Annotated in this window: 20 protein-coding genes; 8 read left to right on the top strand and 12 right to left on the bottom strand. The window is 65.9% G+C overall.

Features of this window, described 5'->3' with window-relative positions:
- Window positions 1-22: 22 nt before the first annotated feature.
- Window positions 23-865 carry an ABC transporter ATP-binding protein gene (locus ACVIHF_RS11110; RefSeq protein ID WP_057019776.1) on the top strand — a complete coding sequence of 281 codons (843 nt, stop codon included), beginning with the start codon at window positions 23-25 and terminating at the stop codon, window positions 863-865.
- A gap of 75 nt (window positions 866-940) precedes the next feature.
- Here ACVIHF_RS11110 and guaB read toward each other — a convergent pair whose 3' ends face one another.
- A complete protein-coding gene (guaB, locus tag ACVIHF_RS11105) occupies window positions 941-2,431 on the bottom strand; it encodes an IMP dehydrogenase (RefSeq protein ID WP_028335041.1) in 1,491 nt (496 codons plus the stop codon).
- Between the two features lie 182 nt (window positions 2,432-2,613).
- On the bottom strand, window positions 2,614-2,865 hold the full coding sequence (locus tag ACVIHF_RS11100; protein WP_253609095.1) for a hypothetical protein: 252 nt from the start codon (window positions 2,863-2,865) through the stop codon (window positions 2,614-2,616).
- A 139-nt stretch (window positions 2,866-3,004) separates the two neighbouring features.
- On the opposite strand from ACVIHF_RS11100, the gene ACVIHF_RS11095 reads away from it, so the two are divergent.
- Both ACVIHF_RS11095 and ACVIHF_RS11090 read left to right on the top strand, forming a co-directional pair.
- Window positions 3,005-4,492 carry a DHA2 family efflux MFS transporter permease subunit gene (locus tag ACVIHF_RS11095; protein ID WP_456780840.1) on the top strand — a complete coding sequence of 496 codons (1,488 nt, stop codon included), beginning with the start codon at window positions 3,005-3,007 and terminating at the stop codon, window positions 4,490-4,492.
- A 528-nt stretch (window positions 4,493-5,020) separates the two neighbouring features.
- A complete protein-coding gene (locus ACVIHF_RS11090) occupies window positions 5,021-5,767 on the top strand; it encodes a phasin (protein ID WP_456792050.1) in 747 nt (248 codons plus the stop codon).
- A 339-nt stretch (window positions 5,768-6,106) separates the two neighbouring features.
- Here ACVIHF_RS11090 and ACVIHF_RS11085 read toward each other — a convergent pair whose 3' ends face one another.
- The 3 genes from ACVIHF_RS11085 to ACVIHF_RS11075 all read right to left on the bottom strand — a co-directional run bounded on the left by ACVIHF_RS11085 (window position 6,107) and on the right by ACVIHF_RS11075 (window position 9,088).
- The gene (locus ACVIHF_RS11085; RefSeq protein WP_456781923.1) at window positions 6,107-6,943 is read right to left on the bottom strand and encodes a Crp/Fnr family transcriptional regulator; all 837 of its coding nucleotides are present in this window, start codon (window positions 6,941-6,943) and stop codon (window positions 6,107-6,109) included.
- 233 nt (window positions 6,944-7,176) lie between these two features.
- On the bottom strand, window positions 7,177-7,878 hold the full coding sequence (locus ACVIHF_RS11080; protein WP_456780842.1) for an RlmE family RNA methyltransferase: 702 nt from the start codon (window positions 7,876-7,878) through the stop codon (window positions 7,177-7,179).
- A gap of 166 nt (window positions 7,879-8,044) precedes the next feature.
- A complete protein-coding gene (locus ACVIHF_RS11075) occupies window positions 8,045-9,088 on the bottom strand; it encodes a Ppx/GppA phosphatase family protein (protein ID WP_456780843.1) in 1,044 nt (347 codons plus the stop codon).
- A 217-nt stretch (window positions 9,089-9,305) separates the two neighbouring features.
- On the opposite strand from ACVIHF_RS11075, the gene ACVIHF_RS11070 reads away from it, so the two are divergent.
- Window positions 9,306-11,678: a xanthine dehydrogenase family protein molybdopterin-binding subunit gene (locus ACVIHF_RS11070; protein ID WP_456792049.1), complete on the top strand. Its 2,373-nt coding sequence runs from the start codon at window positions 9,306-9,308 to the stop codon at window positions 11,676-11,678.
- 167 nt (window positions 11,679-11,845) lie between these two features.
- Here ACVIHF_RS11070 and ACVIHF_RS11065 read toward each other — a convergent pair whose 3' ends face one another.
- Entirely contained in the window at window positions 11,846-12,649 is an 804-nt protein-coding gene (locus ACVIHF_RS11065; protein WP_456780845.1) for a hypothetical protein, read from the bottom strand.
- Window positions 12,650-12,784: 135 nt separating this feature from the next.
- Between ACVIHF_RS11065 and ACVIHF_RS11060 the strand changes: the two genes are divergently transcribed.
- The 3 genes from ACVIHF_RS11060 (at window position 12,785) to ACVIHF_RS11050 (ending at window position 16,314) form a co-directional block, all read left to right on the top strand.
- Window positions 12,785-13,285, top strand: a complete 501-nt coding sequence (locus ACVIHF_RS11060) for a YaiI/YqxD family protein (RefSeq protein ID WP_057020032.1) — start codon at window positions 12,785-12,787, stop codon at window positions 13,283-13,285.
- 4 nt (window positions 13,286-13,289) lie between these two features.
- On the top strand, window positions 13,290-15,107 hold the full coding sequence (locus ACVIHF_RS11055; RefSeq protein ID WP_456792048.1) for an ABC-F family ATP-binding cassette domain-containing protein: 1,818 nt from the start codon (window positions 13,290-13,292) through the stop codon (window positions 15,105-15,107).
- Between the two features lie 127 nt (window positions 15,108-15,234).
- A complete protein-coding gene (locus ACVIHF_RS11050; RefSeq protein WP_456792047.1) occupies window positions 15,235-16,314 on the top strand; it encodes a D-TA family PLP-dependent enzyme in 1,080 nt (359 codons plus the stop codon).
- A 145-nt stretch (window positions 16,315-16,459) separates the two neighbouring features.
- On the opposite strand, the gene ACVIHF_RS11045 is transcribed toward ACVIHF_RS11050, so the two are convergent.
- Window positions 16,460-17,362, bottom strand: coding sequence for a LysR family transcriptional regulator (locus tag ACVIHF_RS11045; RefSeq protein ID WP_456792046.1), 903 nt, complete (start codon window positions 17,360-17,362; stop codon window positions 16,460-16,462).
- 93 nt (window positions 17,363-17,455) lie between these two features.
- Here ACVIHF_RS11045 and ACVIHF_RS11040 point away from each other — a divergent pair, with 93 nt between their 5' ends.
- On the top strand, window positions 17,456-18,673 hold the full coding sequence (locus tag ACVIHF_RS11040; RefSeq protein WP_456792045.1) for an MFS transporter: 1,218 nt from the start codon (window positions 17,456-17,458) through the stop codon (window positions 18,671-18,673).
- Between the two features lie 77 nt (window positions 18,674-18,750).
- On the opposite strand, the gene ACVIHF_RS11035 is transcribed toward ACVIHF_RS11040, so the two are convergent.
- The 5 genes from ACVIHF_RS11035 to ACVIHF_RS11015 all read right to left on the bottom strand — a co-directional run bounded on the left by ACVIHF_RS11035 (window position 18,751) and on the right by ACVIHF_RS11015 (window position 23,719).
- Complete coding sequence (locus ACVIHF_RS11035; RefSeq protein WP_456792044.1) at window positions 18,751-19,971, bottom strand: TIGR03862 family flavoprotein; 1,221 nt, start codon at window positions 19,969-19,971, stop codon at window positions 18,751-18,753.
- A 2-nt stretch (window positions 19,972-19,973) separates the two neighbouring features.
- A complete protein-coding gene (locus ACVIHF_RS11030; RefSeq protein WP_253609106.1) occupies window positions 19,974-20,891 on the bottom strand; it encodes an SDR family NAD(P)-dependent oxidoreductase in 918 nt (305 codons plus the stop codon).
- Between the two features lie 269 nt (window positions 20,892-21,160).
- A complete protein-coding gene (locus ACVIHF_RS11025; protein WP_225159189.1) occupies window positions 21,161-21,307 on the bottom strand; it encodes a hypothetical protein in 147 nt (48 codons plus the stop codon).
- 194 nt (window positions 21,308-21,501) lie between these two features.
- A complete protein-coding gene (locus ACVIHF_RS11020; protein WP_016846543.1) occupies window positions 21,502-21,981 on the bottom strand; it encodes a MaoC family dehydratase in 480 nt (159 codons plus the stop codon).
- Window positions 21,982-21,994: 13 nt separating this feature from the next.
- On the bottom strand, window positions 21,995-23,719 hold the full coding sequence (locus ACVIHF_RS11015) for an AMP-binding protein (RefSeq protein WP_456792043.1): 1,725 nt from the start codon (window positions 23,717-23,719) through the stop codon (window positions 21,995-21,997).
- Window positions 23,720-23,760 lie beyond the last annotated feature (41 nt).

Raw genomic sequence — 23,760 nt, 5'->3', positions numbered from 1 at the left:
TGCTCAGTTTGGAGGTCTGCGCATGTCAATCGCCAAGGTCGTCACCGCTGCGACGGAAGCGGCAGCGCTGATTTTATCGGTCAACAATATAGAGGTTGTCTACGATCACGTCATTCTCGTGTTGAAGGGCGTCTCGCTGGAGGTCCCGCGAGGCGGCATTGTTGCGCTTCTCGGCGCCAACGGCGCCGGCAAGACGACGACGCTGAAGGCGGTCTCCAATCTGCTGCACGCAGAGCGCGGCGAGGTCACCAAGGGCTCGATCCTGTTCAACGGCGTCGAGGTGAAGTCCCTGTCGCCAAACGAGGTGGTGCGACGCGGCTGCATCCAGGTGATGGAGGGGCGGCGCGCCTTCCCTCATCTGACGGTCGAGGAGAACATCCTGACCGGCGCCTTTACACGGACGGACGGCAAGCTCGCGATCGCGCAGGACCTTGAACGTGTCTACGCTTATTTCCCCCGCCTCAAAGAGCGACGCAGTTCCACCGCCGGCTATACGTCGGGCGGCGAACAGCAGATGTGCGTGATTGGCCGCGCGCTGATGTCACGCCCGAAGATGATCCTGCTCGACGAACCATCGATGGGCCTCGCGCCGCAGATCGTCGAAGAGATCTTCGAGATCGTGAAGGATCTCAACGCCAGGGAAGGTGTGTCGTTTCTTCTCGCCGAGCAGAACACCAATATGGCGCTCAGATATGCAAGCCACGGCTACATCCTCGAAAACGGCCGCGTGGTGATGGACGGCGAAGCGCACGCGCTCGCCGCAAATGAGGACGTCAAGGAGTTCTATCTCGGCGTCGCCGGAGAGAAGCGAAAATCATACCGCGATGTGAAGCACTACAAGCGACGCAAGCGCTGGCTCGCCTAGCGGATGATGTCGTCCCGGACTCCCGGGACTCCGGGTTCGGCCCTTCGGACCGCCCCGGAATGACGGTGCTTGTGCTTACACCCCGCCCGGATAGTTCGGGGCTTCGCGCGTGATGGTGACGTCATGGACGTGGCTCTCGCGCAGGCCGGCGCCGGTGATGCGGACGAATTCGGCCTTGTCGTGGAAATCCCTGATGTCCTTGGCGCCGACATAGCCCATCGCCGCCCTGAGCCCGCCGGCGAGCTGGTGCATCACATTGCCGACCGGACCCTTGTAGGGCACCTGGCCCTCGATGCCTTCGGGGACGAGCTTCAGCGTGTCCTTGATGTCCTGCTGGAAGTAGCGGTCGGCCGAGCCGCGCGCCATCGCGCCGACCGAGCCCATGCCGCGATAGGCCTTGTAGGAGCGGCCCTGCCACAGGAAGACTTCGCCCGGCGTCTCGTCGGTGCCGGCGAGCAGCGAGCCGACCATGGCGATGTCGGCACCGGCGGCGAGCGCCTTGGCGAGGTCGCCGGAATATTTGATGCCGCCGTCGGCGATCACGGGCACGTCGGCCTTCTTCGCGGCCGCGACCGCATCCATGATCGCGGTGAGCTGCGGCACGCCGACGCCGGCGACGATGCGCGTGGTGCAGATCGAGCCGGGGCCGATGCCGACCTTGATGCAGTCCGCGCCGGCATCGATCAGCGCCTGCGCGCCGCCCTCGGTCGCGACGTTGCCGGCCACCACCTGCACCGCGTTGGAGAGCCGCTTGATGCGGTTGACGGCGTTGAGCACGTGGCGCGAATGGCCGTGCGCGGTATCGACCACGACGACGTCGACGCCGGCATCGATCAGCCGCTCGGTGCGTTCATAGCCGGTCTCGCCGACCGTGGTGGCGGCGGCGACGCGCAGGCGGCCGTGCTCGTCCTTGCAGGCGAGCGGATGGGCGACCGCCTTCTCGATGTCCTTGACGGTGATCAGGCCGACGCAGCGATACTGGTCGTCGACGACGAGCAGCTTCTCGATGCGATGCTTGTGCAGCATCCGCTTCGCCTCGTCCTGGCCGACGCCCTCGCGCACCGTGACGAGGTTCTCGTGCGTCATCAGCTCCGAGACCTTCTGCCGGGGATCGCTGGCGAAGCGCACGTCGCGGTTGGTCAGGATGCCGACCAGCTTGCCCGGCACGTTCTTGGCGGCACCGGTGACGACCGGAATGCCCGAGATGCCGTTCTCCTTCATCAGGGTCAGCGCATCGGCGAGGGTGGCGTCGGGGCCGATGGTCAGCGGATTGACCACCATGCCGGACTCGAACTTCTTGACCTGCCGCACCTGCGCGGCCTGCCCTTCCGGATCGAAGTTGCGGTGGATGACGCCGAGACCGCCGGCCTGCGCCATCGCGATCGCCATGCGCGCCTCGGTGACGGTGTCCATCGCGGACGCCATGATCGGGATGTTGAGCGAGATTGCGCGGGTGACGCGCGAGCGAATATCGACTTCCGAGGGAAGCACGTCGGACAAACCGGGCTTCAGCAGCACATCGTCGAACGTGAAGGCTTCGCGGATAGCCGGAAATCCCGTGGCCATTGCCAACTCCTTTATCTGCGGCCCAGCCGCGACGGTCTTACGGATGAACGCTACCTGCGGCGACGCTCGCTGCGTCACCGTCGAATCGGCGCCCATCGGTGGGGTTGACGCTGGTCGATAGCATGGCGGCATGACGAATCAAAGTGTTTGCCAGCCATGCACAGGCCTTTTTAGGGTCCGGTTCAGGGCGCCCGGTAACCCGGCGGCGGCCCATGGCGGCGGATCGCCTCGACCATTTCGCGATGGCGCCGGTCCTCGCGCTTCATGTGGACCGCGATCACGGCATGGGCCGACGGCACCAGCAGCAACACGTGGAAAAACAGCCCAAAAATCGCGCAAAACACGATCAGGACCAGATTAAAGATGGCCGAAAACGGCTGTCCGTTCAGGAGCAGTCCGATCGGCGGCAGGAGAGCGGCAAGGACGTAGATCACGGCGAACCTTTGGACACGGGCGGATGCATACCAGCGTCACGCAGGATTTAGGGCGTTTGGCCGGTTCCGCAATAGCGTGGCCGAGGGCAGGATGATATGGCCCGCTCGCCCGCCTTTTCAGCACAGCTGTCCTATTTTGATGAACAAGCAACGCCTGATCCCGCTCATCGTGGCCACCGCCCTGTTTATGGAGAACATGGACTCCACGGTGATCGCGACCTCGCTGCCGGCGATCGCCGCCGATATCGGCACCAGCCCGCTGACGTTGAAACTGGCCATCACCTCCTATCTGCTGTCGCTCGCGGTGTTCATCCCGGCGAGCGGCTGGACCGCGGACCGCTTCGGCGCCCGCATCGTGTTTGCCGGCGCCGTCGGCGTGTTCATGCTGGGCTCGATCGGCTGCGCACTGTCGTCCTCGGTGACCGATTTCGTGTTCGCCCGCATCCTGCAGGGCCTCGGCGGGGCGATGATGACCCCGGTCGGGCGGCTGGTGCTGCTGCGCTCGGTCGACAAGAGTGCGCTGGTCAACGCGATGGCCTGGGTGACGGTCCCGGCGCTGATCGGCCCGGTGATCGGGCCGCCGCTCGGCGGCTTCATCACCACCTATTTCTCCTGGCACTGGATCTTCCTGATCAACATCCCGATCGGGCTGCTCGGCATCTTCCTGGCGCTGAAATACATCGATCCGATCAAGAGCGAGGATCCCGAGCGCTTCGATCTCGTGGGACTGGTGCTGGCCGGGATCGGCCTCGCCGGCATCGCCTTCGGGCTGTCGGTGGCCGGGCTCAATCTGCTGCCGTGGCCGATCGTCGCCGTGCTGGTCGGTGTCGGCACGGTCTCGATGACGCTTTACGTCATCCACGCACGGCGGACCGGTTCGCCGGTGCTCGATTTCGGCTTGCTGCGGCTGCCGACCATGCGCGCGTCGATCGTCGGCGGCTTCATGTTCCGGCTCGGCATCGGCGCGCTGCCATTCCTGCTGCCGCTGTTGATGCAGGTCGGCTTCGGCCTGTCGCCGTTCCAGTCCGGTCTCGTCACCTTTGCGTCGGCGGTCGGCGCCATGGGCATGAAGACGCTGGCGGCGCGCATCATCCGCGCCTTCGGCTTCCGCAACATGATGACCGTCAACGCGGTGGTCAGTTCGGCCTTCCTCGCCGCCTGCGCCCTGTTCACGATCTCGACGCCGCTGATGCTGATCTTCACCATCCTGGTGGTCGGCGGCTTCTTCCGCTCGCTGCAGTTCACCGCGATCAACACGGTGGCCTATGCCGAGGTCGAGGCGCCGCAGATGAGCCGGGCCACCACCCTCGTCAGCGTCAACCAGCAGCTCGCGGTGTCCGCGGGCGTCGCGGTCGGCGCGTTCTCGGTTGAAACCACGCTGGCGCTGCACCACCAGACCGAGCTCTCCGCCGACGTGTTCGCGCCGGCCTTCATCGTGGTCTCGCTGATCTCGGCGGCCTCGGCCTGGTTCTTCTGGCAGATGCCGGCTGAGGCCGGCAACGAGATCGCCGGCCGCAAGGCGATCGACATCTCGAGCCGCAAGGGCGCCGAGAAGCGCGCCGCGACGGAAGCCGTCAAGGTCGCCACCGAGGACACCCAGAACGCACGCGATCAGCGGCTCGGCTAGTCGATCGAACGAGCCGTCTCCGAAGCACGGACACCGCGAGTCGCCGTCAGGTCACGACCAGGCCATCAGGGGTGGCCGGTCATTCCGCCTGGCTGTCCTCGATCCGGACGTTCGATTAGTTCGTATGTAGGAACGTGGGTCGCTTCCAACCACGATTCCAGCGCAGCTCCGCAGACCGTGCAGATCGCATCACCCGTATGCGGCACCAAGAACTTCTCTTCAGTGCGTCTGTACTCGGCGCCGCAATTGCATTGAACAATGGTCGCCATCTGGGAAATATGCGCTTGCGTCGCCCGATTTTCCAGTCCTGCAAGAAACGGCCCCAGTGCGCGAAACCTGACGCTGCACCAAGGCCGCCAACCCAGTTGGGGTTTTCTCCCGGTGGGCTTGGGGGGCATTGGCCGGGAGCAAAGGAGTCGACTCCAGCCGCGCACCGAGGTTCCAAGCAGTCGCGTCGAAATGTCGTGCTGCGCGCCTTCAGATCGGGATGACACCCGACTACCCACCCTCCTGAGGCAAGCGGTCGGGATGTCCAGCCGCATCGGCTGCGCCTCCGCCGCGATCGGTGGCCGAACGCCCCACAGTGCCACCATACGACGGTCGTTTCGTCCCGGAAAAAAATCTCCGCGAGAGTCAGAAAGCGAACGGAAGCTGCACCGCCGATCCTGCATAGTCCTGCTCAAGCGAGCACGCGGTGACCCGGCATCAGCAAAAAACCAGGTGGAAGGGAGCGCTCCAGCTACGCTTCCCCAGCGTCCGTGCACTGCGAGGCGCCGATTTTCCTTGATTTTGTTTCGCTTGAAAGGATCAGAGCCAGTGAGTGACGTCCAGACGAATGAAGTGAGCGACAATCCGAAAGCCGGCGGCTTCAGCCTGCCCCTGTTCGCGCTGCCCCAGGCCTTTCAGGGTATCGCCGAACAAAATGCGACACGCGCCCGGGAACAGTTCGAGAAGGTCAAGGAAGCCTCGGAGGAAATCTCCGTCTTGCTCAAGGAGGCATATGCGGTCAACGCCAAGGGCGCTGCGGATTACGCAGCCAAGGTGATCGAGATCTCGCATTCCAACGCCAGTTCGGCCCTCGCTTTCATATCCGAACTCGCCGGCACCAGGTCGCTGTCGGAAGTCATCCAGCTTTCGGCCGATCACGGCCGCAAAAATTTCGAAGCGACGACCGCGCAGAACAAGGAGCTCTGGGAGATCGCGAAGAAAGTCGCGACCGAGACCTCCGAGCCGATCAAGAAGAGCTTTGCCAAGGCCTTGAAAACACCTTCCTGAGGAGCCCCCCCCCCCCGCTCCCAGGCCGGCTGGACCAAGGGTCTCCGTCAGAAGAGGCACGGTCCAGCCGACGGTGCGCGGGACCAGCAATTCCTGACATTGGAGGAGGACCAAGGTGGGCGTCATCATGATCAAATGCCCGCGGACGGGACGTGCGATCAATACCGGCATGAAATCCGACCGTGAGACGTTCCGGTGCAGCACCGTGTTCTTTTCGCGCAGCTATTGCACGAGCTGTCGGACCAATCACGAATGGTTCGCCAGGGACGCGTGGGTGCACGAACCCGAGCACGAATTGCGCAAGGCGTCCTGACACCCGCGTCTGCGTTGCAACCGCATTCAATGGCTTCGTGATCGCTCAGCACCCGCGCCGCGGGTATGTGCATGAACCTTGTCGCCATTGGTCCACGGTCCGGCGTGCGAACGCCGATGTCCGTGTGGCGGCCCGCCGTGACCGGACGACCTCATCCCTTCCGCGGATACGATGCGGTCGATCCTGCCGCGCATGATCTCGTAGCACTCGCAGGCCGCGGTTTCGAGCCGCGGCCTGTCAACCTCGATCGAGCTCCGCCGGTTGGAGCGGATTGCGCCCGAGGCGCGAAGCTTGTGCACGACGTGGGTCACGGTCGTTCGTCGCACGCCGAGCAATTCCGACAGCGTCTCCTGCGTCAACGGCAGCGTGTCGTCGCCGATCTGATCGTGAACCTGCAACAACCACCGGGCCAGACGGGCCTCCACGGAATGGAGCGCATTGCACGCCGCGATATGCTGGAACTGAACCAGCAGCGACCGCATATGGAGCTGCACCGCGCTGCCAAGCGCGTGACTGTGCGCGAGCGCGGCGTGAAATCGTGCCGGCGAAATCTGCCACGTCGTGCCCGCGACGCGAACCACCGCGGTCATCGGCGAGCGTATCGACCTGAGTGTCGACAGGATGCCGGCGGCGCCCTCGTTGCCGATCATTGTCGTCGCAACGGCCTGTCCGTTCGGCATGTCCATAACGAACGCGATCAATGCCGTGCAGGGAAAATAGATCTGTTCGACGAGGTCGCCCGACCGCACCAGCACGGCGTCGCGTTCGAGCGATATCTTGCGGAGATGAGGCGCAAGCAAATCAAGGTCGGCGGGCGGCAAGGCCGCCAGAAGGCGATTACCTATGCTCGACCTGCGTTCCATCACGGAAGAGCTCCGCAAGACGGAGGCGCGGCTCGCTGCACAAACCTGTCATGGCGCCAGGCCGAAACACGCAACGAACTGACCGCGCCGGGAAGATAGAATACGCCGTAACGGAAAGAGTTCCAATGGATTCAGGTCAGCTCGCGACGCGCTCGCGTACCGGGCAGCGCTCCGGCCGGGCCCTATGAGGGATCTGGATTGCCTTCGCGGAGGCTTCGGCGAACGCGTCGCCGCTACGCCCCGCGCAATGACGGCTGTTGCTGCCCGCGAAATCCCGTCGCCAGCACGTAGCGCTCCGACGAATCCTGCCGGCTGGCGGCCGGCTTGACGTGGCGGACGGTCGCGAAATCGCGCTTCAGCTGCGCCACCAACTCGGCGTCGGCGCCGCTCTGGAACACCTTTGCCAGGAACGTGCCGCCGGGATTGAGCACCTCGCCGGCGAAATGCGCGGCGGTCTCGACCAGGCCGATGATGCGCAGCTGATCGGTCTTGCGATGGCCGGTGGTGTTGGCGGCCATGTCGGACATCACGATGTCGGCGCGGCCGCCCATCATCGCGATCAGTTTTTCCGGCGCGTCGTGGTCGAGGAAGTCGAGCTGCGCGAAGGTGACGCCGGGAATCTCGCCCATCTCCAGCAGATCGATTGCGACCACCTTGCCCTTGCCGTCGACTGCTCCTGTGCGTTTGGCCGCGATCTGGCTCCAGCCGCCGGGCGCCGCGCCGAGGTCGACCACGGTCATGCCCGGCTTGAGCAGACGGTATTTGTCGTCGATCTCGAGCAGCTTGAAAGCTGCGCGGGAGCGGTAGCCCATCGCCTTGGCCTTGGCGACATAGGGATCGTTCAGCTGGCGCTCGAGCCAGAGTTTTGACGACAGCTTGCGCTTGCCGGCGCTCTTGACCGTGACGTGCAGCCGCCCGGTGGTGTCTTTCGCCATACTGCTTCTCTACTCCCTCGCCCCGCTCTTGCGGGGAGAGGGTTGGGGTGAGGGGCTGGTTCCGCAATGAAGGTGAGAGATGCGCTCGTGGAAAGTCCCCCTCACCCGGATTGCATTGACATGCAATCCGGCCTCTCCCCGCAAGCGGGGCGAGGCAAGAGAAGCTCTAGCACGCCCGCAGCGCGCCGTCCTCGCGCATCATCTCGACCAGCATGCCCTCGCGCAGGCCGCGATCAGCGACGCGGAGCCGCGGCATCGGGAACGCGTTGCGGATCGCATCTAGGATCGCGCAGCCGGCGAGCACCAGATCGGCGCGCTCGACGCTGATGCAGTTGTTGTTGACGCGCGCCTCATAGCTCATGCCGAGCAGCTTCTGGATCGTCGCGGTAACGTCGCAATCGTTCATCCAGATGCCGTCGATGCGGCGGCGGTCGTAGCGCGACAGATTGAGGAACACGCCGGCGAGCGTGGTCACGGTGCCGGAGGTGCCGAGCATGTGCATGTCGCGCAGATCCTTGCCGTGCTCGGCCGCGAACGGCGCGACGTGCCGCGCAACCTCATCGATCATCCGCGCATACAGATCCCTGGTGACGTTCTTGCCGCCGAAATGTTCGGCCAGCGTGACGACGCCGAGCGGGATCGACATCCATGCCTTGATGCGTGGCGCCGCGTCGGGCGCGTTGGGGTCGCGCTCGATCCGCACCAGCTCGGTCGAGCCGCCGCCGATATCGAACAGGATGGCGCCCCGCCCCTTCGGATCGAGCAGCGGCGAGCAGCCGATCACCGCGAGCGTCGCCTCGGTCTCACGATCGATCACCTCGAGCTTGATGCCGGTCTCGGCCGCCACCCGCGCGCGGAAGCTCTCGGCATTGCCGGCGGCGCGGCAGGCCTCGGTGGCGATCAGGCGGAGCCGGCGCGCCTTGCGATAGCGAATCTTGTCGCTGCAGATGGCCAGTGCGGCAATCGCCCGCTCAATCGCGGCCTCGCTGATCGAGCCCGTGGCGGCGATGCCCTCGCCGAGCCTGATGATCCGCGAGAATGAATCGACCACGCGGAACCCGTCGCCGGTGGGACAGGCGATCAACAGCCGGCAATTGTTGGTGCCAAGGTCCAGCGCGGCGTAGACGCCACTTTCCGCCGCTGCCGCAACCAACCCTGGCGGGGCTTCGCTGGCCGGGGGGCCGTCGCAAAGCCGCACATGGTCGTTCATCAAAACTGTCTTTCCGCGGGACCCCAGGGGATCCGTAGGATCCTTTAGGCCCGCCGAATAATTATCGTTCACGGAAACTTTAGCAGCGTCAAAGCCCTACGCAAACTCCGTTCACATTGGGTCCATGCCCAATCGGGCGTTGTCGTTAAGGGGGGTGTGCGTTATCTCCTCAGCGCCCCCAAACTCCAGCAAATCCGGGCATTTCAGGTCATTTTCGATGCAAGATCACACGCCGCCTGCCTCCCTCGAAAACGCTATCGCACTGCAAAAATACGGTGTCGGACAACCTGTTCGACGAAAGGAGGACGACACCCTGGTGCGCGGCAAGGGCAAATACACCGACGATTTCTCGCTGCCCGGCCAGGCCTATTGCTGGATGGTTCGCTCCTCGCATGCCCACGGAATCATCAAGGGCATCGATACGGCGGCGGCCGGGGCGATGCCGGGCGTGCTCGGGGTCTGGACCGGCGCTGACCTTGCGGCCGCCGGCTACAACCCCTTCACCTGCGGCCTGCCGCTGAAGAACCGCGATGGCTCCCCGCTCAAGCAGACCAACCGCCCCGCGCTCGTGACCGACAAGGTGCGCTTCGTCGGCGATCCCGTCGCCTTCGTGGTCGCGGAGACCGCGGCGCAGGCGCGCGATGCCGCCGAAGCCGTCGAGGTCGATATCGAGCCGCTGCCGGCGGTGACCGACGCGGCTGAAGCCGCCACGCCCGGCGCGCCGCAGCTCTATGACGACATCCCTGATAACGTCGCGCTCGACTATCACTATGGCGACACCGCCAAGATCGAGGCGGCGTTCGCCGGCGCGGCGCACGTCACCAAGCTCGACATCGTCAACACCCGCGTCGCCGTGGTCTCGATGGAGCCGCGCGTCGCCCTCGCCCATTACGACAAGAAAACCGAACGCTTCACGCTGCAGGTGCCGACCCAGGGCGTCTCCGGCAACAAGGCGATCCTGGCACGCCTGCTCAACGTGCCCGCCGACAAGGTCCGCATCCTCACCGGCAATGTCGGCGGCTCGTTCGGGATGAAGAACCTCAACTATCCCGAATACACCTGCATCGCGCATGCTGCGCGTGAACTGGGCCGTCCGGTGAAGTGGCTGGACGAGCGCTCGACCAGCTTCCTCTCCGACAGCCAGGGCCGCGCGCAGCTGATCCATGCCGAGCTCGCGCTCGATGCCGACGGCAAGTTCCTCGCGGTGCGGCTGTCCGGCTACGGCAATCTCGGCGCCTACATCACCGGCGTCGCGCCGGGCCCGCTGTCGCTCAACACCGGCAAGAACCTCGCCAGCGTCTATCGCACGCCGCTGCTCGGCGTCGACATCAAGACGGTCCTGACCAACACCACGCTGATGGGCGCCTATCGCGGCGCCGGCCGGCCCGAGGCCAATTACTACATGGAGCGGCTGATCGATGCGGCCGCCGACGAGATGGGCATCAACCGCTTCACGCTGCGCAAGCGCAACTTCATCAAGCCGTCGCAGCTGCCGTTCCCGGCGGCGTCCGGCGTCACCTATGACAGCGGCGATTTCGCCGGCGTGTTCCAGAAGGCGCTGGAGATCTCCGACTACGACAACTTCGCCAAGCGCAAGAAGGAAAGCAAAAAGAGCGGCAAGCTGCGCGGCATCGCCGTCGGCTCCTATCTCGAGGTCACCGCGCCGCCGAGCGGCGAGCTCGGCAAGATCAGCTTCGAGCCCGACGGGGCGGTGAAGCTCACCACCGGCACGCTGGATTACGGCCAGGGCCACGCCACGCCGTTCGCACAGGTGCTGTCCGACCAGCTCGGGGTGCCCTTCGAGAAGATCACGCTCGAACAGGGCGACAGCGATCTGGTGCGGTTCGGCAACGGCACCGGCGGCTCGCGCTCGATCACCGCGACGGGGCAAGCGATCGTCGAGGCTTCCGCGCTCGTGGTCGAGAAGGGCAAGAAGGCCGCCGCGCACATGCTGGAGGCCTCCGAGGCCGACATCGAATTCGGCCAAGGCCGTTTCACCATCGCCGGCACCGACCGCTCGATCGGCATCATGGAGCTCGCCGAGCGGATGCGCGAGAGCAAGATGCCCGAGGGCACGCCGGAGACGCTCGACGTCGATCACGCCACCAAGGAGACGGCGTCGACGTTCCCGAACGGCTGCCACGTCGCCGAGGTCGAGATCGATCCCGACACCGGCGTGACGCGGATCGTGCGCTACTCGGCGGTCAACGATTTCGGCGTCGTGGTCAATCCGATGATCGTCGCGGGCCAGCTGCATGGCGGCGTCGCGCAGGGCATCGGCCAGGCGCTGATGGAGGAAGTCAGCTACGACGCATCAGGCCAGCCGATCACCGGCTCGTTCATGGACTACGCGCTGCCGCGTGCCGGCGACGTGCCGTCGATGCTGGTCGGCGATCATCCCTCGCCGGCGAAATCCAACCCGCTCGGCACCAAGGGCTGCGGCGAGGCCGGCTGCGCCGGCAGCCTCGTCTGCATCGTCAACGCCGTGGTCGACGCGCTGTCGGAGTACGGCATCAAGCACATCAACATGCCGCTGACGCCCGAACGCGTCTGGCGCGCGATCCAGGACGCCAAGGCGAGCGCGGCATAAGGGCTCTCCTGCTCCCTCGCCCCGCTCTTGCGGGGAGAGGGCTGGGGTGAGGGGCTCCATCCGGCGAGCAAGGTCGTTGTAACTGGAATTGTGCCTTGCCCCTCACCCGGATCGCATCTGCGATGCGATCCGACCTCTCCCCGTGAAGAACGGGGAGAGGTGGAAAGTTACGCCGCGGCCTGCTCGCGCGGCTGGGTGATCGCGATGTGCCAGCAATGCGCCAGCGGCACACCGTTGCCGAGCACCAGCGCGTCGAGCTCGACGAAGCGGTGGCCCTTCTTGTCGTAATTGCCCGTCACCTTGGCGCGCGCGGTCAATTCGTCGCCGATCTTGCCCGCCGACAGCAGCTGCATGCGGGTGCCGACATGGATCCAGGGCCCGAGGATCGCATTGTCGACCAGCAACTTGTTCATCACCCGCGGCAGCAGGCCGGGATGGCCGAGACCTTCGCGCAAGTAGATCGGGTCGGTCTCCCTGATATCGGCGAGATACTCCTTCGCGGCATCGCCCGACCAGTCGCGCGGGATGGTGCCGAGCCACTTGCCCTCTTCATAGGACGACGCGCTGACCGGCTTGCGCTCGGCGACCGCTGCGACCTGCTTGTAGTCGTCGAGCACGAATTTCGGCGCCGACGGCGGCAGCGATGCGGTGCCGGTCGCGCAGAGCTCGCCGCGGCTGTGGAGTTCGATCGTCAGCCCATTGCCGGTCTCCTGGCCGGTCAATTCCGCGATCTCGCCGTCATAGACCGGCTTGACGAAGCGCGCCTCGATCAGGCCGCGCGCGAGGAAGTCGCGGCCCCATTTCTCAACCGGCAGGTGCATCATGTAGGCCATCACGTCGACGCCGGGCACCAGCCCGCCGGAAAAGCCGAACTTCCGCGCCACCGTGTCGTCGTGGATCTTGTTCTCCGACAGTTTCGAGGTGTTGTACGCCGAGACGCGGTAGGTCAGCGAAGCCGTCTTCGAATCCATGGGGTTTCCCCTTATTTCCGTTGTTTTTCTCAGGCAATCGTAGTCGAACCGGGCAGCGTGACAAGCCTCTCGTTTTGCTCGCTATTTTCCGCCCGATGGAGTACACGCAGGCCGCGCCTGCCAACCCTGGAATCGATGACTGAAACCCCTGCTCCCACCCGCATCTATGTCGACGCCGACGCCTGCCCGGTGAAGGACGAGATCTATCGCGTCGCGATCCGGCTCGGCGTGCCCGTCAGCGTGGTCGCGGGCAATTTCATCCGCGTGCCGCAGGATCCGCTGATCGAGCGCATCGCCGCCGGTTCCGGCATGGATGCGGCCGACGACTGGATCGCGGAACGCGCGCATGAAGGCGACGTCGTGATCACGGCGGACATTCCGCTGGCGAGCCGCTGCGTCAAGGCCGGCGCCGATGTGATCGCGCCGAACGGCAAGCCGTTCACCGAACAGTCGATCGGCATGACGCTCGCGGTGCGCAATCTGATGACCGATCTGCGCTCGTCGGGCGAGATCACCGGCGGGCCGAAATCATATTCGCCGCGCGACCGCTCGACCTTCCTGTCGACGCTCGACCAGACCATCCGCCGTATCCAGCGCCGTCGCGCCGAGCAGGCGCAGGCGAGCCAGCCGGGTTAGCGCGATGGCTCCGCCTCCTCTGATCCAGCTCAAGGACATCAGCCTGACCTTCGGCGGCACGCCGCTGCTGACGGGCGTCGAGCTGTCGGTCTCCGCCGGCGAGCGCGTCTGCCTGATCGGCCGCAACGGTTCCGGCAAGTCGACCCTGCTGCGGATCGCGGCCGGCCTGGTCGAGCCTGACGCCGGCAGCCGCTTCGTGCAGCCCGGCGCCACCATCCGCTATCTGCCGCAGGAGCCGGATTTCGGCGAGCATAAGACGACGCTCGCCTATGTCGAGGCCGGCCTCGGGCCCGGCGACGACCATTACCAGGCACGCTATCTGCTTGAGCAGCTCGGCCTCACAGGCGAGGAAGATTCCGCGCATGTCTCCGGCGGCGAGGCGCGCCGCGCGGCGCTGGCGCGCGTGCTGGCGCCCTCGCCCGATATCCTGCTGCTGGACGAGCCGACCAACCATCTCGACCTGCCGACCATCGAATGGCTCGAGGCCGAACTGGAAAGCCGGCGCTGCGCGCTGGTGCTGATCAGCCACGACCGCCGCTTCCTCACCAATCTGTCGCGCACCACGGCCTGGCTCGACCGCGGCCAGATCCGGCAGATCGAGCGCGGCTTCGGCGCCTTCGAGACGTGGCGCGACGAGGTGCTGGCCGAGGAAGAGCGCGAGCAGCACAAGCTCGACCGCAAGATCGTCAACGAGGAGCACTGGCTGCGCTACGGCGTCTCCGGCCGCCGCAAGCGCAACGTCAAGCGGCTCGGCAATCTCTTCGCGCTGCGAGACCAGCGCCGCAACTATCGCGGCGCCACCGGCAATGCAACGCTCCCCGCCGCCGAAGCCGAAAAGTCCGGCCGCCTGGTGATCGAAGCCAAGAACATCGCGAAAGCGTTCGGTGAACGCAGGATCGTCGACGGCTTCTCGACCCGGATCCAGCGCGGCGACCGGCTCGGCATCGTAGGTCCCAACGGCGCCGGCAAGACCACGCTGGTGCACCTGCTGATCGGCAACGATCCGCCCGACTCCGGTTCGGTGCGGCTCGGGGCCAATATCGAGATGGCAACCCTCGACCAGCACCGCGAGAGCCTCGATCCGAAGCTGACGCTGGCCGAGGCGCTGACCGGCGGCCGCGGCGACCATGTGATGGTCGGCGACAAGTCGAAGCACGTCATCGGCTACATGAAGGATTTCCTGTTCGCGCAGGAGCAGCGCGGCACGCCGCTCGAAGCGCTCTCCGGCGGCGAGCGCGGCCGCCTGATGCTGGCGCGCGCGCTGGCCAAGCCGTCGAACCTCTTGATCCTGGATGAGCCGACCAACGACCTCGACCTCGAAACCCTCGACGTGCTCGAGGACATGCTCGGCGATTACGAAGGCACGGTGATCCTGATCAGCCACGACCGCGACTTCCTCGACCGCGTGGTGACGTCGGTGATCGTGCCCGAAGGCCAGGGACGCTGGATCGAATATGCCGGCGGCTATTCCGACATGCTGGCGCAGCGCGGCGCCGACGTGAAGCGCGAGACGGTGAAGGCGGAAGCCGCGACCGAAGAGAAGAAGGAAGCCAAAGCCGCGGCGCCCGAAGCAGCACCGAGGCGCCGGCTGAGCTTCAACGAGAAGCACGCGCTGGAAACCTTGCCGAAGACGATCGACAAGCTGCACAACGAGATCGCCAAGCAGCAGAAGCTGCTCGACGATCCCGATCTCTATACGAAGGATCGCAAGACATTCGACGCCGCCTCGGCCGCGATCGCAAAGGCGCAGCAAGAGCTCGCTGCCGCCGAGGACCGCTGGCTCGAACTCGAAGTCCTGCGCGAAGAGATCGAACAGGCATGAACACAATGATTCTTGCCGTCATTGCGAGGAGCGGAGCGACGAAGCAATCCATGCATCTGCAAACGCGGACAGATGGATTGCTTCGCTCCGCTCGCAATGACGGAAACTCTGCAATGGAGCCACCCCGATGACGACGCCCCTCGCCGCCAAGATCGCCAAGGAATACGGCACGCCCTGCGCCGTGATCGACATGGACCGGATCGAGCGCAACATCGCGCGCATCCAGAAGGCCTGCGACGAGGCCGGCGTCGCCAACCGTCCGCACATCAAGACGCACAAGAACCCGATGCTGGCGCAGCTGCAGATCAAGGCCGGCGCCAAAGGCATCACCTGCCAGAAGCTCGGCGAGGCCGAGATCATGGCGGACGCCGGCATCGACAACATCCTGATCAGCTACAATCTGCTCGGCGACGAGAAGATGGCGCGGCTCGGCGCGCTGCAAGCAAAGGCCAGCGTCACCGTCGCAGCCGACAATTCCGTCGTCGTCGGCGACCTGCCGAAGGCCGCCGCCGCCTCCGGCCGCCCGCTCTCGGTCGTGGTCGAATGCGACACCGGCCGCAAGCGCGCCGGCGTCGAGACCCCGGCCGAGGCGATCGCGCTGGCGCGCGAGATCGCAGCCTCCAAGGGCCTCAGCTTCGCGGGCTTCATGCTTTACCCGACCGAGACCGGCTGGGCCGATGCGCAGAAATTCTATGACGAGGCGCTGGCCGGCGTGCGCGCCCACGGCCTCGACGCGACCATCGTCTCCACCGGCGGCACGCCGAACCTGAAGAACCTCGGCAAACTGAAGGGCGGCACCGAGCATCGCTTCGGTACCTACATCTACAACGACCGCATGCAGGTCGCGGCCGGCGTCGCGACCTGGGACGATTGCGCGCTGCATATTTATTCCACTGTCGTCAGCCGCGCCGGCCCCGAGCGCGGCATCCTCGATGCCGGCTCCAAGACGCTGACCTCGGACACCGGCGGCCTCGAAGGCCACGGCCTGATCCTCGAACATCCGGAGGCCAGGATCGCGCGCTTCGCCGAGGAGCACGGCTTCCTCGACCTGTCCCGCAGCAACACGCGGCCCAATGTCGGCGACGTGGTGCGGATCGTGCCCAATCATGTCTGCGTCGTCGTCAACATGATGGACGAGGTCGTGATGGTCCGCGGTGACGAGATCATCGGTGCGCTGCCGGTGACGGCGCGGGGCAAGCTGCGCTGACTGAGCGCCCGCGCATCCTTCGAGGCTCGCTTCGCGCGCACCTCAGGACGACGCTCTCTTGAAGCCGTCACCCTGAGGTGCCGTAGCGAAGCGGAGGCCTCGAAGGGCGGCGACGGGCCAAAGGTCGCGCAGCGCACAAACCTCGCTACTCTCGCATCAGCGCCTGCAGCTCGCGGTCCAGCGCCGCGCGAAACACCTCGATCGGCCGCGCCAAGCGGCCGGCGGGCGGGCGATGCACGATCCAGGCGCGGACTGCGGGATTGAAATCGGCGATCTTCACGGCCTTGAGCCGGCTGCGGATCGGGCTTCGTTTCAGCGCCACCGGCGTCACGAGGCCGATGCCGAGCCCGCGCGCCACCAGCGAGAGGCGCAGCTCGCTGTCGAGCGCCTCGACCGCGATGTTGAACGGCAGATGCGCCGCATCGAATTGACGCTTCAGCGTCTGGCGAAAGCCGCAGCCGTCCTGGTTGATCACCCATCCGGTCCGCGACAGCCATTCGAGATCGACCGACTTCGGCGTCTTCATGTCGCGCGCGACGACGAACACCACCGGCTGCGCGCCGAGATCGTCGGCCGCGAGATCGTCGGGCGGCGCGGTGCCGTCAGGCAAACAGATTGCAGCGGCATCGAGCTCGTTGCGGCTGACCCGCTCCATGTGGTTGGGCGACCAGCCCGAGACGACACGCACCGCCAGCGCCGGAAATTCGCCGCGCACCGCGTCGAGCGGACCGGTGAGCCCCGCCTCCGACAAAAACGGCGTCAGGCCGAGCCTGAACTCACCGCGCACCACGCCGTCATTGGCGACGCCTGACTTGAGGTCGTCGAGCATGCGCAGCAGCCGGCGGCCCTGCTCATAGGCCTCGATTCCCGCCGCCGTCGGCTTCAGCGGCTTCGATAGCCGGTCGAGCAGCTGCGCGCCGAGCATCTCCTCGAGATTCTGGATCCGCCGCGTCACGCCGGGCTGGGTCAGGTTCAGCCGCGCCGAGGCCGCGACGATCGATCCGGTCTCGACGACGGCGACGAACGCCACGAGGTCATGGGTGTTCATAATAATCTCGCATATTCTTCATCATCTTATTTGAATTGTAGCATATTATCCCGATCCCCTAAAGGGGGCCTCGCCACTCCATCGCGAGGTCCCATGACCATCTCCGAAGCCACCAAACTCTCCCCGGCGCGCACCGTCGCCGTGCGTCCGCTGATCTGGATCGGCGCCATCACGACCGGCACCGTCGTCACCAATCTCTTTGCGCCGCAGATCCTCGTTGGCCTGATGGGCCGCTCGCTCGGCATGACCGCGCTAGAGGCCGGCCTGATCTCGACGTTGACCCTGCTCGGCTACGCGCTCGGGCTGCTGCTGCTGGTGCCGCTGGTCGACCTCGTCGAGAACAAGCGGCTGATCCTGCGCACGTTGGCCTGCGCTATCGTCGCGGCGATCGGCACCGCGATGGCGCCGACGCCGCTGATCCTGCTGGCCGCCACCTTCATCCTTGGCGCGTCGTGCGCCGCGATCCAGATGGTAGTGCCGCTGGTGGCGTCGATGGTGCCGCCGGAGCGCCGGGGACAGGCGATCGGCGATGTGATGAGCGGCCTGATGATCGGCATCCTGCTGTCGCGGCCGATGGCGAGCGTGATCGCGGACAGCTGGAACTGGCGCGGCTACTATGTCACCTCGGCCGTGCTGATGACGGTGCTCGCCGGCGCGCTGGCGCGCACCCTGCCGACGCTGCAGCCGGCGGCGAAGGTCAGCTACGGCGCGCTGCTGCGTTCGTTCCCGACACTGCTGCGCGAGGAGCCGGTACTGCGCGTCCGCTCCTGGACCGCGGCGCTGGTGATGGCCTCGTTCACCGCGTTCTGGGCCGCCGTGGCGCTGCGCCTGCCGGATGCGCCGTTCAAGCTCGACGCCAGGGGGATCGCGCTGTTCGCGCTGATCGGCGTTGCCGGCGCTGTCGCGACACCGCTGGCCGGCCGCTGGGGCGACCGTGGCCTGGCACGGCCGATGCTGATCGGCTCGCACCTCCTGATATCGGCATCGCTGGCGCTGTGCGCGTGGGCCGGGGTGATGGAGTCGCGGATCGCAGCACTCGTCGTGCTGAGCGCCGGCACCATCCTGCTCGATCTCGGCATCACCACCGACCAGACGCTCGGCCGCCGCGCCGTCAACCTGCTGCGCCCCGAGGCGCGCGGCCGCATCAACGGCCTGTTCGTGGCGCTGTTCTTCATCGGCGGCGCCGTCGGCGCGGCAGCGGCATCCGCGGCGTGGAGCTTTGGTGGCTGGACAGCTGTGTGCGCAGTGGCTGCGGCGTTCGGTGTGCTCGGCTTGATCACGGACATCGCGACGAAGACGGGCTCGGAATGAGCGGCATCGCGTAGGATGGGTAGAGCCAACGGGTCCGCGCAAAGCGCGGCCCCGTTGGCTCTACCCATCCTACAGAGCTACGATTTCTGCACGAACCATCGTAACACGCCCCTCCCAGCTGCGACGCCGGTTGCAAACGACGCCTGCAACAGATAGCCGCCGGTCGGCGCTTCCCAATCGAGCATCTCGCCGGCCACGAAGACGCCGGGCAGCCGCCGCAGCATGAACTGCGTGTCGAGTTCGTCGAACCTGATCCCGCCGGCGCTCGAGATCGCGCGAGCGATCGGCGCCACGCCGGTGACCTTGATCGGCACCGCATTGATCAGCTCGGCCAATTCCGCCGGCGGCAGCGCGGTCAGCGAACGGCCGGCGGCGACGGTCGCCTCCTGCAACAGCCCGATGCCGACCGGCGAGAGCTGCGCGGCCTTGCGCAGGAAATTGGAAAGGGATTGCTTGCCCTTCGGCGCCGACAGACGCGCGACCAGTTCGTCGCCCGCAGCATCGGGCCGCAACGCCGCCGTCAGTGTCGCCGTTCCCTTCGCGAGCACCGCCTCGCGCAATTCCGCCGACAGCGCATAGATCGCACCGCCTTCGATGCCGGCATCGGTGACGATGGCCTCGCCGCGCACCGTATGCGAGCCGATCGTGAGCGCGACGCCCTTGAGCGGCTGGCCCTCGAACCGGTCGCGGAAGATATTCGACCAGGCAACCGTGAAGCCGGAATTGGCTGGCTTGATCGGCGCCACCGCAACGCCCTTCGCGGTGAGGATCTCCGCCCAGGCGCCGTCCGAGCCGAGCCGCGGCCAGTTCGCGCCGCCGAGCGCCAGCACGGTTGCATCGGCATTGACTGTGCGCTGGCCGTCCGGCGTCTCGAACAGCAGTCCCCCGCGCGCGTCCCATCCAACCCAGCGATGCCGGAATGTGAACGCGACGCCCGCGGAATCGAGCCGCCGTAGCCAGGCGCGCAGCAGGGGCGACGCCTTGAACGCCTCGGGGAATACGCGGCCGCTGCTGCCGACGAATGTCGGCTGCCCCAGCGCATCGCTCCAGGCGCGTAAGGCATCGGGCGGAAATGCCTCGACCGCAGCCGCCAAGCGCGGCATTGCCTCGCGATAGCGTTTGAGGAAATCCGGCAGCGGTTCGGAGTGGGTCAGGTTGAGCCCGCCGCGGCCGGCCATCAGAAACTTGCGGCCCGCCGACGGCATCGCGTCGTAGACGGTGACCTCAGCGCCGCCGTGCGCAAGCACCTCCGCCGCCATCAGGCCGGCAGGCCCGGCTCCGATGACGGCGACGGTCATGCTCAGAGCTTGATCCCGGCCCGCGCGGCGGCCTGGGCGACATACTTCTGCGTCTGCTCGAACGCGCCCTGCAGCGCCTTCGCGGTCGACATGTCGCTGATCGCGTTGAAGTGCGCGGCGACGCCGTCCGGCGTCCATTCGGACTGCGGCAGGTTGACGCCTTCGGTCTCCAGCACGCGGATCACGGCAAACGAGCCGGCGCCGGCGCCCATGATGGTGCGGGTCGGTGCGTCTTCCGAGAGCAGGAATTCGACCGCGGGCGTGATCGCTTCCGGCTTCATCAGCGCCAGCGCCTGCGGCGGCAGCAGTTCCTCGGTCATGCGGGTCGCAGCGGTCGGCGAGATGGTGTTGACCTTGATGTTGTTCTTGCGGCCCTCTTCGGCGAGCACGTTCATCAGGCCGACCATGCCGGCCTTCGCCGCGCCGTAATTGGCCTGGCCGAAATTGCCGAACAGGCCGGACGACGAGGTCGTCAGCACGATGCGGCCGTAATTGCGCTCGCGCATGCCGGCCCACACCGCCTTGCAGCAGAAGAAGGTGCCGGTGAGATGCACGTCGAGCACCTTGGCCCAGTCGGCGACCTCGAGCTTGGTGAACGACTTGTCGCGCAGGATGCCGGCATTGGCGCACAAGAGATCGACGCTGCCCCACTCCTTGGTGGCGCGCTCGACCATCGCGGTGACCTGCTCGAAGTTCGAGACGTCGGCGCCGTCGGCCATCGCGGTGCCGCCGGCTTTCCGGATCTCCTCGACCACGGTCTCGGCCGGCGACAGCGACCCACCGGTGCCGTCGCGCGCGCCGCCGAAATCGTTGACCACCACCTTGGCGCCGCGGCCGGCGAGCCCCAGCGCATGCGCCCGTCCGAGACCATTGCCCGCGCCGGTGACGATAGCGACGCGTCCGTCAAACCTGATTGCCATGCTTGTCATTCCTGCTCTGACTTCCCTGCTCCCCTTGTGGGAGAAGGTGGCGCGCGCGAGCGCGCCGGATGAGGGGTTCTCTCCACGGATGAGCACGCGGAGAGAGACCCCTCACCCGGCTTCATCTCGCTCCGCTCGATTTCGCCACCCTCTCCCACAAGGGGAGAGGGTTAGTGCCCGAGCGGCATGAAAAGGTTGGAGACTTTTGAGCAGCGATGGATGGCCGGGTCAAGCCCGGCCGGGGCAGCCAAGGACGGCCAGCGGGCGCGCTAGACCGAAGGGGTCATCGACCCGCAGGGTTTCAGGCTTTTGAGCAGATGTCCGCTCCAGCACTCGTGATGCTCTTGAGCGTAGCTAATCGCACCGATCACAATCAAAGCGACTACGACAATTCCGGCGACGATGTTTTGCACCATGGCTGCCACTCCCGGGACCGCACCGCCTAAAGCGGGCATCATGGACACCAGGGAACACAGCCGTCAATGCGCCACATGGGCCAGAGCAGAGCATCGCCAAAAAAATCAGATTGGGGTGGCTCGCTGCACCTCCCCCGCTTGCGGGAGAGGTGGCGCAACTCTTCGCGGTTGCAACACAACCGCGTCTTGTGACCCTAGCTGAAATAGATCAGTCCGAGCCAGTCGGCGACCAGCGCGGGCTTTTCCTCGCCCTCGATCTCGACCGTGACGTTGGTGCGCGACAACAACTCCTTGGGCTTGCGCAGCGTGGCTTCGGCCAGCACGAAGCGGCCGCGGACGCGCTTGCCCGAGCGCACCGGCGAGATGAAGCGCAGCTTGTCGAAGCCGTAATTGACGCCCATTGCGGTGCCCTCGAGCACCGGCATCACCTCGTAGGACATGATCGACATCAGCGACATCGTCAGGAAGCCATGCGCGATCGTGGTGCCGAAGGCGGTCTCCTTCCTGGCGCGCTCGGGATCGACATGAATGAACTGGTGATCCTCGATCACGTCGGCATAGGTGTCGATGCGGCCCTGATCGAGCAGGTGCCACGAGGACACGCCGATCTCCTTGCCGACCATGCCCTGGTAGGTTTCCAGCGACACCGGCGGCTTCTTCCAGACTTCGTTCATTGGCTAACCTCTGCTAACCGGAGGTCCGCACCTTCTGCAGCTCCGGAAATTCTTCCTCGCGGAACTCGACCCCGCGCAACGCATCGCTTCTGACATCGTCGTGTTCGAGCCGGCGCAACTGCACACGACGGATTTTTCCAGAAATCGTCTTCGGCAGTTCGGTGACCAGCTCGATCTTGCGGATGCGTTTAAACGGTGCGAGCCGCGTGTGCAAATGTTTGAAGATCGACAGCGCGGTCTCCGGCGTTCGTTCGACGCCTGATACCAGCAGCACATAGGCCTTCGGGACCGCCAGCCGGATCGGGTCCGGGCTCGGCACCACGGCGGCTTCCGCCACCGCGTCGTGCTCGAGCAGCACGCTCTCCAGCTCGAACGGCGAGATGCGGTAGTCGGAGGATTTGAACACGTCGTCGGTGCGGCCGACGAAGGTGAGATAACCCTCGTCATCGGTGAACACGACGTCGCCGCTGCGATAGATCTCGCCGTCGGTGCCGATCAGCTTGCCGTCGTCGCCCTGATAGCCCTGCATCAGGCCCGCCGGCCGGTCTGCGCCGAGCAGCAAGGTCACCTCGCCTTCCTTCGCGGCGTGGCCGTCATTGTCGGTGACCTGCACGCGATAGCCCGGTAGCGGCCGGCCCATTGAGCCGACCTTGACCTCCTGTCCCGGCGAGTTGCCGGCCAGCGCGGTGGTTTCGGTCTGGCCGTAGCCGTCGCGGATGGTCAGCCCCCAGGCCGATTTGACCTGGTCGATGATCTCCGGATTGAGCGGTTCGCCGGCGCCGCACACCTCGCGCAGCGAGACCTTGAAGCTTGCGAGCTCTTCCTGGATGAACAACCGCCACACCGTGGGCGGCGCGCACAGCGTGGTCACGCCGCAGCGGCCGATGATCGAGAGCAGTCCCTTCGCCTCGAAGCGTGGCTGATTCGCGATAAAGATCGTTGCGCCGGCATTCCACGGCGCGAAGAAGCAGCTCCAGGCATGCTTGGCCCAGCCGGGCGAGGAGATGTTGAGATGGATGTCGCCGGGCTGCAGGCCGATCCAGTACATGGTCGAGAGATGGCCGACCGGATAGCTGCGCTGGCTGTGCCGCACCAGCTTCGGCTTTGCCGTGGTGCCCGAGGTGAAATAGAGCAGCATCGGATCGTCGGCCTTGGTCGGGCCATCGGGCGTGAACGCCTCGGGCGCCTTCGCCGCATCCTCGAACGGCAGCCAGCCGTCCTGCGGCTGCGTCGCGCCGACCACGATACGGGCGAGCTTGTCGCTGCCGAGGCCGACGAACTTCGCGACCTGATCCTGCGTGGCGACCACCGCCCTCGCCTTGCCGCGGTCGAGCCGGTCGCGCAATTCATCCGCGGTCAAGAGCGTGGTGGCGGGGATCACGACGACGCCGAGCTTCATCGCCGCCAGCATGGTCTCCCACAGCGGCACGACATTGCCGAGCAACAGCAACAGATGATCGCCGCGCTTCAGCCCCTGCGCGCGCAGGAAATTTGCAACCTGGCTTGAGCGGCGCGACAGCTCGGCGAAGGAAAGCTTGGTCTCGTTGCCGCTGGCGGCATCGACGATCCACAGCGCCGGCCGGTCGCGGCTGTCAAGATTTCGCGCCAGTTCGGCATCGAACCAATCGAGCGCCCAGTTGAACGGCACCGGATCGGGCCAGCGAAATCCCTTCACCGCGGCGTCGTAGTCGGTGCGGTGCTTGAGCAGAAAGGCGCGTGCGTCCTGAAATGTGGTCATCCGGCTTCACCACGTATTCTGTCGTCATCCTGAGGAGCCGC

Source organism: Bradyrhizobium sp. USDA 4506, from assembly GCF_054058795.1.
Note: the sequence above shows the minus strand (reverse complement) of the source record. Positions and strands in the feature narration are given on the sequence as shown.